Source organism: Vibrio sp. OPT20, from assembly GCF_963889365.1.
GTDB lineage: Bacteria > Pseudomonadota > Gammaproteobacteria > Enterobacterales > Vibrionaceae > Vibrio > Vibrio splendidus.
This window is the reverse complement of the sequence record NZ_CAWPOA010000107.1, coordinates 190,641-203,054: the sequence shown is the minus strand read 5'-3', so window position 1 is coordinate 203,054 and position 12,414 is coordinate 190,641. Positions and strand designations below refer to the sequence as shown.

Below are 12,414 nucleotides of genomic sequence, written 5' to 3'. Positions count from 1 at the left end.
AGGGCGAAGGGAAAGAACATTCCCTAGAACAGTTAAGCCTAGACCACAGCGGTATGCTAAGAACAAAAATGCCGTTCACTCTTAAGTGAACGGCATTAACTCATCATGAGTCCTTTTTTATCGACGTTCGTTAATAGCGACGCCCGTTAATAGCAACTTTCACTAATAACAACTTCCCTTAATAACAACAGGAAACACATGGTCTTTAACGATGAGATTATCATTACCATGAAGCAAGTCGCAAAGGAGAGATTATCAAGTGTCAAAACTGTCTAATATTCGAGCTTAGGGGTAATCTAATTAAACGGGTCTTTTTTCGCTTACCCTCTTGCTGCAGGTGACACATAATGAATAAAACAGAAACACCAAACACCGACGACATTACATGCCCTTTATGCCAACACGACGAATATCTACTCTCAGAAAGTGGAGAAAAGTTTACTTGTGCATCTTGCGGTTTTCACACTAAACAATTTAGTAAGGTAGTCAGCCTTCAGCTAGGCTCTACCCCACCAAAGCTGCAGGGTTCGGTATTCCACCACTTGAGCAGTGTTTGCCATTAATCCAAACCGAAATCTCTTCCAAACTGTAGATATCCAGAGCCGCTACCTCTGATGAGTCGGCTTCGGGATCTACGATTGATTCATTAATACTTGGGCGCAATCGGAATGATTGAATACCCGCACGAACACCCGCTTCAATTCCTTTCAAAGTATCGTCCACATAGATACACTCATTGGGTAAAAAGCCCATATTCATGGCTGTATACATAATCAGGTCAGGTTCTGGCTTCCAGCTGTTGGCATCAAAAGCTGAAAACACTTTACCTTTAAAGTCGTCGAGCATTCCTGTCATTGCCAATGAAGATTCAACCCGAGACTTAGGTGCATTGGAAGCAATACAAAATTCGATGTCCTGTCGCTTTAGAAATTCAATGAGCTCGATGGCACCATCCATCGGCTTTAAATGACGTTGGAACAAGGCTTCTAATTCAATACGATATAACGGCTCAAGCGTATCAATCGAGATAGATAGCCCTAAACGTTCTTGTGTATCCATTAAGATGTCGGCCAGCTTTCCACCTTGAAAGTGCGCATAGCAGTCATTAACGTTTAGCTCCGCCCCAAAGCCAGTGAATACATTCACCAAGGCTTGGCAACACAGCTTTTCGCTATCGATGAGTGTTCCATCACAATCGAAAATTACACATTTAGTCTGTTCTAACCGCATAGCTCTCTCACTCGCATTGAATTCAAGTTTTATCCTATAGTGTTCTTTCAATGCGCGGGATGATTAAGATAACAGTTTACGGACGCAGACTTATTTCTCTTCGCGAAATATGAGCTTGATCACCTTATGGCTCGACATAAGCAACAGCTTTCATCAAATTAACCCAGAATCTGCAAAACCAAATACTGCAAGGTTTACATAAACAACTTAATTTCAGTGGAAAATATAAATTGCCACGTCCTAGTCGGATTAGGCTGAATTGATAAAGATATCAAGATTTGTAGACTATTCAGATAGAGCGAGAGTTAGCTAACAACCGACTCTTCTAGAACCTTAACTTCAATCGAAGGTACAGACGCATATTCTACAGCTCCAGTATCGGGATACGAATCTCGGATAGCGACAAACTCGGGCAGGTGTTTCAGTAGCAGTTTGGTTAACTGAGGATCAAATTGATAGCCACACTCTCTCTCGAACAAGTCGACGACCATCTCTAATGGCCATGGCTCTTTATAGCAGCGGGCACTAAGCAGTGCATCAAACACATCGGCTACGGCAGTGATACGAGCAAACAAGTGAATTTGTTCACCTACCTTGCCATTAGGGTATCCAGCGCCATCCCAACGCTCATGATGTTCGTTAGCAATGATTGCTGCGAGGTTGGTAATATCACCCGCTCCGCTCTTCAGTAAATTGTAGCCCGCAGTGGTGTGAAGTTTCATTACATCCCACTCTTGGTCTGTCAATTTACCTGGTTTATCTAAGATAGATTCCGGAACCGAAATCTTACCGACATCATGCATTGGGCTGATGATCTCAATCATCTCGACCTCGCGATGACTCAAGCCACGATACTTAGCAAGCAAAGCGGATAATTTGGCTACACGCTTAACGTGATTACCCGTCTCACCAGAGCGAGTTTCAATGGCTTCACCCAGCACATGAATCATGTCTTTTTGAACATTCAAAGTTTGTTTCTGTAGTGCAAGGATTCGCTTGTTCTTTTTTGCCAACTCTTTCTTTTGGCGCAGGGTAATAAATTGCATCACGATAATCACGCTCAGCCCTGTAATGACCATGATTAAGCCCAACAACAATTGAAAGTTCTTTTGTAAAAAGGAGGAAGGCTCGTTAACAATCACAGATCCTGTCGGCAGTACATTATCACCAATAACAAACTTTTTAAGCGCCGGATAATTGAAAACAAAACGCTTGTTGTCACCGGGAACTAAAGGTGTAGAAAAATTAAGAGGCACATACTTATCCAATGCACTAACGGCCTCTTCACCCATACTTCGTGAGTGGTTTACATAACCTCCGAGTACATCACCGACTATATTAAACTGCCATAACGCAAACACTGGTGCGGCGCTCGATGTAGATAAGGTTTCCGCGACCTCTTGATAGGTATGATATACACCTTGATCTAACTCAGTATTGTAGTGGCTCAGTAAGACTGCATCGTCAGCAGATACCCCTTTCAAGAACTCACTTGTTTGCTTGAGCGACAAATCGCGTATTTCGACCAAATTAATCGATGGAAAGTCTGCCATAATACGGCTTATATCTTTACGCATCAGTTCAGAAGTGACACTGTAATCATTGATGAAATAGAGGTTCTTTAGATTAGGTCTTAGTTTAGAGATCAGCTTAATATTGACGTCTATCTGATCGTTCTCATAAAGCACAGTCGCTCTATCAGACACCGCATACATATCGGTGCTTATGTCGTTGATACCCGCCGCAACAATAGGTGTCGCACGGTCAATCAACGCACTCAGTGATTCAAGGAAATTGGCCGCGTTATCGTCAGTCGCAATAACACCATCAAATTTATAACCTGCGTATTTGGCTTGTAAGTAATCGGCGAGAGAGTCGTAGTACTCAGAGCTATGGACGCGCTTTGTATCCAAATACTCGATTGAGAGTTTAACTTCGGTTTGAGATTGGCTGAACGCACTGTCTATCCCTTTCTGAAAGTCAGCAGTCCATTGGTAAGAAGGTTCGTATGAGTGTAAAACTAGGATGCGTTTGATATCCCAGTCGGTAGCAAAACTGACTGTAGAAAAAGCGCTAACACACAATACAGCGATTGATATCAATAGCTTGTACATACAAAACCCTTTATAAAAGATGGGGTATTGTACTTAGATTAACGCTTTCTCAAAGAATCTTTAGTTCTCGACCCATACTTTATCGTGAGAAGCATGATCTTGTGCCCAAAAATCATGTAACTGTTTAGCAAAGCCGTTGATATCTTGACCGTTTTCAATAATCACGTCGGAGATCAACAGAGACTCTTCCACTTCGGTGACAATAGCACTCGCCACAACATCACCATTTTGAGTTCCAATGTATAAAACATGCTCATCAGACAACATAATCTGACTCAAAAACTCAAGCATATGTGCCCTTTCGGTTTCATCGTGATAAACACTGGCTTGGTTAAGTGAAAAAAGTACCGTCAGTTTATGGAAATCGACTTTATGCAGTTCATCAATTTGGGAAGGAATTTGATCTTGAGCGAGGAGTTGGTAATTCTTGGATGGGAGTCTGCTTTTATAAAGTTCTCGACCTAGCAAGCTCTCCTTTGCGGGATAAGCAATGTCGAGTTGGCTAAACAGCCATTGGTTTTTCTTATGTGCGCTTTCAGGTATTTCGTTATTCATTCTTTTAGTACCTAAGATTAGTAACCCCAAATATCACAGTTATTTGGGAGACATATGGTCGGCGTAGGAGCCGAGCTACATGCAGAAAGGATACAGAGCATGACTAACGCCAACAAGTACTTTAAATGCTTCATATTTTTCATTCTCTCATAACATCCTTTAAGAACTCGGTGAAAAGCTCTACACTCGTATTCAAGCTTTCAATATCCTTATAGTAAACAGAACTATATAAATAAAAAGGACTTCTTATGAAAAAAGCCTTAATAGCAGCAGGTATCATCACAATGTTGGCAGGCTGTTCGGACAACGAGGTTGGCGACGTATCTTTGGGATTCTTCACAATGAAGGATATCAAAATGTCATCTTTAGATGATGATAAGATCGAAGGAGTGACTTGTCACATTGCATCAATCGAAGCAAACCTGAGTCTTTCCGATCCAAGCGATAGTTCTATCTCTTGTCGTCAAACAGGCGAAATCACTCCAGAAATGATTGCTAAAATAGACAAAAGTAAATCAGGTGAAGTGGTATTCAAGCAGTCGAAAAGTATCTTCTTCAAAACGATGAAGGTTCGTCGTATCTACGATGCTGAGAATCAATCGCTGCTTTACTTATCTTACACAACCAAAGAAACAGAAGGCAGCTTCAAACATAGCCTTTCAACCGTTCCGCTATGGGGTACAAAGGCTTACGTAGATCCAGCAACACTCGTTCCAGTCGAGTAGTCTCACACGAATGGTCTGAAGCAAAAGTAAGCTGAATCACCTGTACAGACATTGTGCAGGTGATTCAAAATGTAATAAAAATGAAAGAAACAGAAACAAAATGTGATATCATGCGGCAAAATTTTTTCACTGTATTTGTCATATGAAATTTCCTGGACAGCGTAAATCTAAGCACTACTTTCCAACTCACGCCCGTGATCCGTTGGTCAACCAAATTCAACAAACACCTAAGCTACACCGTGCAACAGTTGTCGGTATAGGTCAAACGATTGTTGATATCGAAGCCCGTGTTGACAACGAGTTCCTAGAAAAATACGAGCTGAGTAAAGGCCACTCACTGGTATTGGAAGAAAGTAAAGCAGATGCGCTGTATGAAGAGTTAGTTGAGCGCGGTTTGATCACGCATCAATACCCTGGCGATACTATCGGCAACACACTGCACAACTATTCTGTTCTTGCAGACAGCAAATCTGTCCTACTTGGCGTAATGTCTAAGAAGATTGAAGTTGGCTCATTTGGTTACCGCTACCTTTGCCGCACTTCTTCTCGTATGAACTTAAACCACTTACAAACCGTTGATGGTCCCATTGGTCGTTGTTACACGCTCATTACCGAAGATGGCGAACGTACGTTTGCGATCAACGAAGGACACATGAACCAGCTGCTTCCTGAAAGTGTTCCTGAACAGATTTTTGAAAAAGCGTCTGCATTAGTTGTGTCTTCATACTTAATGCGCGGTAAGCCTGAAGATCCGATGCCAAAAGCGGTACAAAAAGCGATTGAATACGCGAAAGCGTACAATGTGCCAGTTGTACTGACACTTGGCACGAAGTACGTGATCGAAGGTAACGCTGAATGGTGGCAAGAATACCTGAAAGAGAACGTAACCATCGTCGCGATGAACGAAGATGAAGGTGAAGCATTAACGGGTGAAAAAGATCCGCTATTGGCTGCGAACAAAGCTCTTGAGTGGGTTGACCTAGTTCTCTGCACTGCAGGCCCTGTCGGCTTATACATGGCAGGCTACACTGACGAACCAGCGAAACGCGAAACAACGCTTCCGTTACTGCCGGGTAACATTCCTGAATTTAACAAATACGAATTCAGCCGTGCGATGCGTAAGCAAGACTGTAAAGACCCAGTAAAAGTGTACTCTCATATTGGCCCTTACTTAGGCGGCCCACTTGAGATTAAGAACACCAACGGCGCTGGTGATGGTGCACTTTCAGCACTGCTACATGACATGGCAGCAAACAGCTACCATCACGTTAACGTGCCGAACTCTGAGAAGCACGAACACGCTTGTCTAACTTACTCTTCACTGTCTCAAATTTGTAAGTACGCAAACCGTGTAAGCTATGAGGTGTTGACTCAGCACTCTCCTCGCCTTTCTCGTGCGCTACCTGAACGCGAAGATAGCTTAGAAGAAACATACTGGGATCGTTAATCAACCATGCCAGGTTGTTAACTCATTGAGGTTGATGACCAGCTAGATTATCCATTCCTGAAGGGCTGCTATATGCAGCCCTTTTTGTATTCAGCACTAATATAACTGCAGCTGAAGGTAGTCATATCGAATATTTTGCTCGTTTAAGATTTGATCTCGCGCAATGACTCTTTAGATCTGTTATCTTCCAGCACATAATTCGTGTGGTTTGCCTTTACTTGGCAAATTTATACAGTACTATCGCCACGCAAACGTTTACGTACCACCTTTCGGTTCTGATATAAGGATCAAATATGCTGTCTGATATTGATATTTGTCGCTCTACTCCCCTTAAAAACATCAGTGAAGTTGCCAAACAAGCTGGCCTACAACACAACGAACATCAGCCATTAGGGCAATACAAATCAAAAGTGTCTCTGACATCACTTGAACGCCTCGCCAACCAACAAGATGGTAAATTGGTCGTGGTGACCGCTATCACACCAACGCCTCTTGGCGAAGGCAAAACCGTCACTACTATTGGATTAGCACAAGGCCTCGCAAAGATTAACCAATCTGCGATGGCCTGCATTCGCCAGCCTTCAATGGGCCCAGTATTTGGTGTAAAAGGCGGCGCAGCGGGCGGTGGTTACTCTCAAGTCGCCCCTATGGAGCAATTAAACCTTCACCTCACTGGTGACATTCATGCCGTGACAGCCGCTCATAACCTCGCTTCTGCAGCCATTGATGCACGCTTATATCATGAACACCGTGAAGGGTTAGAAGCCTTTGAAGCACGTTCTGGCTTAAAAGCGCTCAACATTGATCCTAGTAGAATCGTTTGGCGACGTGTACTGGACCATAATGACCGTGCATTACGCATGATCACAGTAGGCAAGAACGAAGCAGACAAAACAATTAATGGCCTTGAACGGGAAGATGGTTTTGATATCTCAGCCGCTTCAGAGCTGATGGCTATTCTCGCTCTTGCCGATGATCTACAAGACCTACGCAAGCGCGTCGGCCGTGTGGTACTCGCATACAACAATCAAGGTTCGCCATTAACCGCAGAAGACTTCAACGTCGCGGGCGCTATGACAGTAACGATGAAGGACTCTATTGAACCAACATTGATGCAAACCCTTGAAGGCGTTCCTACCCTAATACACGCGGGGCCTTTCGCGAACATCGCACATGGTAACTCTTCAATTATTGCCGATAAGATAGCGTTAAAACTGAGTGACTTTGTGGTAACTGAAGGTGGTTTCGGTTCAGACATGGGCTTTGAGAAAGCGTGTAACATAAAAGTGAAAGCATCGAACAAGAAGCCCGATTGCGCCGTAGTTGTCGCAACATTACGCGGATTAAAAGCCAACTCTGGTTTGTACGATTTGAGACCGGGTACTCCATTACCTGATTCAATCTTTAATGATGACCAAGACGCGCTTGTTGCTGGGTTTGAGAACCTTAAATGGCACATCAACAACGTTAAGCAATACCAAGTGCCCACAGTTGTTGCGATTAACCGATTCCCACAAGACTCAACTCAAGAGCTCGATGCTTTGAAACAGATGATCACCGACTTCGACCCAAGCGTTAGCGTTGAAGTAAGTGAAGCTTTTGGTCAAGGTGGCGAAGGTGCAATTCAGTTGGCTCACGCCGTGGTAAAAGCATGCCAAACAGAGAGTAAATTTAAGCCTTTGTACTACTCTGAGCAAAGCTTAGAAGAGAAACTGATGGCAGTCGCTGAAGTCGGATACGGCGCAGCAAGTATTTCACTATCACCACTGGCAAGAAAACAACTGACTGAGTTCAACCAACACGGCTATGGCGACCTATCGGTTTGTTTGGCAAAAACGCCATTATCGATTTCAACAGAAGCTCAAATAAAGGGTGCACCCACTCAGTTTGACGTACCCGTTAGAGAGTTGAAACTGTGTGCTGGTGCCGGCTTCATCTACGCTTTGTGCGGCAACGTAATGACCATGCCAGGCTTACCTGACAAACCGGCTTTCATGTCATTAGATATTGATGGTAATGGAAATATTATCGGCCTAAGCTAGGTATCCTTAGCTAGATAAACGGCAATTAATCGCGATTAATTGGGCTCAAGTTTCAGAGCGGCGTTCTATATTGAGCAATCATTTCCTAACGAAGTGATTGCTCAACAATCAAGATTAAATGCAAAAAGTTGCAGTAAAATCGTAGTTATATGCAAATCTTGTTTTAAGTTCTGGGTTAAGATCACATTAAAAACCCCATAAAATATATAGTATTGCGCTGATTCTTTGAGGACAGTGATGAATACGAGTATAAAAAAACTAGTCAGCCAATTTCTATGCACCATATTTGCCCTAGGATTAGTCCCTGCCCTCTACATCAATTCTGAACTTGACAGAATTGATGCTCAGCATACTCTAAATATTAAGCAGTCTAGCCAAAACCAAATCGAATACAGTTTTCACGAACTGGCCGTTATTGTTGAGCAAATATCTAATTCTGTTCCTTCTATCGCAGACTCTCAAACGTTACTTCGAGCAATTGAAGAACCATCAATTGTTCATAAACAAGCTCTGCAAGATCTGTGGGTGATGTTAGCTCGCGGACAACAATACTATTCTCAACTTCGCTATCTCGACCTAGAAGGTAACGAGGTTTACCGTATCAACTACAACAACAAGAAAGCGACAATAGTTCCTGAGAATAAACTGCAGAACAAATCAGCTCGTAGCTACTTTAAAGACCTCCACCGACTGAAGATTGGAGAAGTAAGCTCCAACGGTATCGATTTAGAGATCGAAAATGGTGAGGTCGTCCACCCTTTGATGCCAGCCTTAAGGATAATGACACCCGTCGCCTCAGAAGATCGTATTATTGGCTACTTTATTGCTAACCTTAATATGCTCGAGGTCTACGACCGCCTTCTTTATCAAATCGGTACATCATCAGCCGTCCCTGTCATTCTTAACAGAACCGGACATGTCATTATGGGCCCTGATATCGAAGAATCGTTTGGGCATCTTATTGAATCTCGTTCAGATAAAACTTACGCGAAGCTTTACCCAGAGCTTTGGAAAGCCATTCAAGAAAATACCTCTTCTAGCTACTTTGATGGTAAAAACTGGTATTTTCACTCAGATATCAGCCCTAAAATAAAGCAATTTAAAGGACCAATTTATTTGGTTCTTCATGTTGAAAACCAACAATTTAGCAGCCAATACCGACAAGAAAAACAAGCCATATTCGTGCAGATCATCACCTTATCTTTCTTAATTTCGATGATCTCAGCAGGTTTTGTGCTTTGGAACAGTAACCATAAAAAGAACAGCATCGATAGCCAACTGGCTAAAGCCGCGATGAATGGCATGTCAGCCTTGGTAATTACTGACCGAAATAACCGAATCATCAAAGTAAACCAAGAGTTTACTCGCGTGAGTGGTTACGATTTGGAAGATGTAAAAGGACGTCAGCCTTCGATGTTTGCCTCTGGTCGCTACAATCAAGAGTTCTACATCAAGATGTGGAGCATTATCACTAAGACGGGAGTTTGGGAAGGTGAAGTGGTCAATCGCCGTAAAGACGGGTCTTTGATCACTGAAATACTACGAATCCAAACCATCAAAGATTCGAAAGATGTGATTCAGTTTTACGTCGCTTCTTTTGTCGATATTAGTAAACACAAAGAACTCGAAAAAAAGCTCAGAAATCTAAGTGAAAAAGACGCATTAGCTGGTTGCTGGAATCGAAGAAAATTTGACCTTGAACTTCGTGACGAATGTTCTCGTGTTAATCGTTACCCTACTCGCGAGCAATCTTGCTTAGCTATCTTGGATATTGACTACTTCAAACGCATTAACGACAGATTTGGGCACGATTACGGTGATCGAGTCATTCAAACAGTCGCTCAAGTACTTCAGCGTGAATGCCGTGAAACAGATTTTGTTGCTCGCATTGGTGGCGAAGAGTTTGGTGTTATTCTGCCTCACACCACAACGGAAGGAGCTGAATACGTTCTCAACAGGCTGAGAATTGCTGTCAGCCTTGAACTCGATAACGTAGTCACTGTGAGTGGCGGCATTACTAACATCACTAATGATCCAGCGCTGAACTACAAGTGCGCTGATTTAGCGTTATACGAAGCTAAAGCAGCAGGTAGAAACAATGTATGCTTATTTCTAGACAAAGAAATGAGTGAAATAGCCTAACAAAAGATAGTACAAGCACTCTTGTTAGGCACTCGATCAGCTTGGGGCCGGGTAAAACTCTAACTTGTTCCCTTCTACCACCAGAATACAATCCATGTTCGCAGCATGAGCAGCTTGCTTACCTAAGTTCGTATCTTCAAACACAACACACTGCTTTGGCTGTAATCCCATACCAAAACACGCATCTAAGAAGGTATCTGGATTGGGTTTGTGATTCTTAACGTCTGTTGCTGTCACTAGAATATCGAGCTTGCTCAAGATGTCTGTCTTATCCAATAACTGTTCGGCACTTTTACGTTGACTGCCCGTTCCTACTGCAATCTTCTTATTACCCAGATGCTCTAACAGCAGAGAGTGGGTACAAGGGATGATATCTCCTTTGTCTTCAATCGCAGCAAACGACGCCATCTTAAACGTAGAAACCGCTTGTGGATCGAGCGATAAACCGTACTTACTATTCACTTCACCGGCGATCTTATAACTCGGCATGCCACCTAAGCTATGCAGCCAAGGCGCTTCAAAATGAAAACCGAATTCTTCAGCCGTTTGCTGCCACGCCTTTACATGTGCTGGCATTGTATCGATCAACGTACCATCCATATCAAAGATTAATCCTTCATACGCCGTTAAATCTATTTTCATCACTACTACCACTCTTTAATAAAGTTACTGATACCATAACCAATATTCAGTATCATGACCCCATATTACCGTTCAAAATGGATGTTTATGTTACAAATATCTAACTCTGTTTCGATTCAAGACTGGGAACTCCAGTTAACTGCGATCAGAGCACAAGGAGCAGGCGGCCAAAACGTCAATAAAGTATCAAGTGCGATACATTTGCGTTTTGACATCAAGCACTCCACCCTACCAGATTTCTATAAAGAGAAACTGCTTGCACACAAAGATAGCCGCATCACTAAAGATGGCGTGATTATCATTAAGGCGCAGCAGTATAGAACTCAAGAACAAAACCGTGATGATGCTTTGGTGCGTTTGAAAGAACTGATCTTGGAAGCAACAAAAGTTCAAAAAGTAAGACGAGCGACTAGACCTACGCGCAACTCCCAAAAGCGAAGAGTCGATGCCAAGAAGCGAAAAGCTCAGACTAAAACGCTAAGAGGTAAAGTTCAGTAGTTTGTTCCATTGCGCTATTGATTTATGTGCCTACCAGTAAGGCCAAGAGTTCTGGAAGCTAGACATCTCTAAATGACATTTCGCTCTTATTTAGTTAGCTTTTCACTAAAGTAGGCTTAGCCCAAAACACACTTCTTGAAATTGCCTAAATAGCAAGGCAGCTAGGCATATCACCCAGCTACCTTAAATAGACTTCAAAAGTTCAATTAGAACTTGTAGCCAACAGTTAGGCGAGTTTGAACCTCGTTGTCTAGGCTGTTATCAGCATCGTATTTAAGTGCATTAATATCTGCATAGATGCCGTTGTTAAATGTAGTACGAACACCAACACCAGCAAAACCTGCTGTATCACCAGCAGTACTGCTATCGCTCTCTGTTTCTCCAATAGCTCCATCAGGAGACAAGCCGTAATCAATTTCACTAATATCAGTACTGTTAACAGCTACACCAAATTCAGCGTAAGGCTTTACATCTAGATACTGAGTTTGGAAAGTGTAACCAATATCCGTAGATAGTGTCATCGTTGTTGATTCATAGTCGTTGTTATCAACGTAAGTGGTTCCATCAGGAGTTACTTTATTGCTGGTAGATTCAGCCGTCCCTTTACTTATTGAAGCTTTGACACCAACGATCTTGTTAATATCATAACCAGCTTCGATGACAAAAGACTGACCAGCCTCAGAATCAAAACTTTTAACATCACCATCTTCTTGTGTAGTTGTCCCGTTTTGTGTAGAAGTTAGAGAGTTAAAGCCGACACCAGCCCCCACGCGCCAGCCTGAATCTTCAGCCATTGCTAAGCCAGATGTCAGAACAAGAGTAAGAACGATCAAAGTTATTTTTTTCATAGTAAGTTGCCTTAAGTTGTAATTTACGAATTTAAGCAACATCCCTGCGCTTCAGTATTTGTAGGTTATCAACCACTATGAAATGAGTACAAATGATACAAATCTATAACAGTAATGCGTCAGACGCATATCATGAATAAGCTATTGTTTAATCTTTACTTGTTGAATCTT

10 protein-coding genes are annotated in these 12,414 nt (G+C 42.5%); 5 read left to right on the top strand and 5 right to left on the bottom strand.

Going from position 1 to position 12,414, the window contains the following annotated elements; genetic code table 11:
- Positions 1–504 precede the first annotated feature (504 nt).
- The 3 genes from AACR09_RS23880 to AACR09_RS23870 form a co-directional block, all read right to left on the bottom strand.
- A complete protein-coding gene (locus AACR09_RS23880; RefSeq protein ID WP_193835836.1) occupies positions 505–1,230 on the bottom strand; it encodes an HAD-IA family hydrolase in 726 nt (241 codons plus the stop codon).
- Positions 1,231–1,535: 305 nt separating this feature from the next.
- Complete coding sequence (locus tag AACR09_RS23875; RefSeq protein ID WP_193835835.1) at positions 1,536–3,344, bottom strand: HD domain-containing phosphohydrolase; 1,809 nt, start codon at positions 3,342–3,344, stop codon at positions 1,536–1,538.
- 60 nt (positions 3,345–3,404) lie between these two features.
- Positions 3,405–3,899: a hypothetical protein gene (locus AACR09_RS23870; RefSeq protein WP_029224227.1), complete on the bottom strand. Its 495-nt coding sequence runs from the start codon at positions 3,897–3,899 to the stop codon at positions 3,405–3,407.
- Between the two features lie 248 nt (positions 3,900–4,147).
- Here AACR09_RS23870 and AACR09_RS23865 point away from each other — a divergent pair, with 248 nt between their 5' ends.
- The 4 genes from AACR09_RS23865 to AACR09_RS23850 all read left to right on the top strand — a co-directional run bounded on the left by AACR09_RS23865 (position 4,148) and on the right by AACR09_RS23850 (position 10,255).
- A complete protein-coding gene (locus AACR09_RS23865; protein WP_017088239.1) occupies positions 4,148–4,624 on the top strand; it encodes a CreA family protein in 477 nt (158 codons plus the stop codon).
- Between the two features lie 142 nt (positions 4,625–4,766).
- Positions 4,767–6,071 carry an inosine/guanosine kinase gene (locus tag AACR09_RS23860; protein WP_193835834.1) on the top strand — a complete coding sequence of 435 codons (1,305 nt, stop codon included), beginning with the start codon at positions 4,767–4,769 and terminating at the stop codon, positions 6,069–6,071.
- A 293-nt stretch (positions 6,072–6,364) separates the two neighbouring features.
- A complete protein-coding gene (locus AACR09_RS23855) occupies positions 6,365–8,113 on the top strand; it encodes a formate--tetrahydrofolate ligase (RefSeq protein ID WP_193835833.1) in 1,749 nt (582 codons plus the stop codon).
- A 237-nt stretch (positions 8,114–8,350) separates the two neighbouring features.
- Entirely contained in the window at positions 8,351–10,255 is a 1,905-nt protein-coding gene (locus tag AACR09_RS23850) for a sensor domain-containing diguanylate cyclase (protein ID WP_017082293.1), read from the top strand.
- Between the two features lie 36 nt (positions 10,256–10,291).
- Here AACR09_RS23850 and AACR09_RS23845 read toward each other — a convergent pair whose 3' ends face one another.
- Entirely contained in the window at positions 10,292–10,897 is a 606-nt protein-coding gene (locus tag AACR09_RS23845) for a beta-phosphoglucomutase family hydrolase (protein WP_102566642.1), read from the bottom strand.
- Between the two features lie 87 nt (positions 10,898–10,984).
- Between AACR09_RS23845 and arfB the strand changes: the two genes are divergently transcribed.
- On the top strand, positions 10,985–11,395 hold the full coding sequence (gene arfB / locus AACR09_RS23840) for an alternative ribosome rescue aminoacyl-tRNA hydrolase ArfB (protein ID WP_193835832.1): 411 nt from the start codon (positions 10,985–10,987) through the stop codon (positions 11,393–11,395).
- Positions 11,396–11,601: 206 nt separating this feature from the next.
- Here the strand turns inward: arfB and AACR09_RS23835 are convergent, their stop codons facing one another.
- Positions 11,602–12,243: an outer membrane beta-barrel protein gene (locus tag AACR09_RS23835; protein WP_193835831.1), complete on the bottom strand. Its 642-nt coding sequence runs from the start codon at positions 12,241–12,243 to the stop codon at positions 11,602–11,604.
- Positions 12,244–12,414 lie beyond the last annotated feature (171 nt).